This is a genomic window from Colwellia ponticola, assembly GCF_005885605.1.
Classification (GTDB): domain Bacteria; phylum Pseudomonadota; class Gammaproteobacteria; order Enterobacterales; family Alteromonadaceae; genus Colwellia; species Colwellia ponticola.
This window is the reverse complement of record NZ_SZVP01000190.1, coordinates 1-422: the sequence shown is the minus strand read 5'-3', so window position 1 is coordinate 422 and position 422 is coordinate 1. Positions and strand designations below refer to the sequence as shown.

The window sequence follows — 422 nt, the reverse complement described above, 5'->3', positions numbered from 1 at the left end:
CCGAAGAAAATATTCAGGCTACCGAAAGATTAATCAAAGAACACAATATAGGCGGATTGACTTTTTTTCACAGTCGAGCCAGTGCAGCAACGAATTATGAAACGAAGAAAAAAATAGTGTTGAATGATGATAGTTTTCAGCGTTTAAAGGAACTTATCATCAGGTATCAAAATTGCGCTACAACTCCGTTATTAATGAGTATTGATGCCGAATGGGGATTAGCCATGCGTGTCGAAAAAACACCACAATATCCGTATGCAATAACGCTTGGCGCTTTGCCGAACAATCAAAAAAACTTGGTTTACGAAGTTGGGAAACAAATAGGATTAGACTTAAAATCAGTTGGGATTCATTATAATTTAGCGCCGTTAGCGGATATCAATAACAATCCGAATAATCCTGTGATTGGCTACCGTTCTTTT

The 422-nt window shown here is 37.4% G+C and carries 1 protein-coding gene; it reads left to right on the top strand.

The features are described 5' to 3' along the window. Nucleotides 1–422 (top strand): glycoside hydrolase family 3 N-terminal domain-containing protein (locus FCS21_RS17915; RefSeq protein ID WP_281279988.1); only part of this gene is annotated, 422 nt, incomplete at both ends.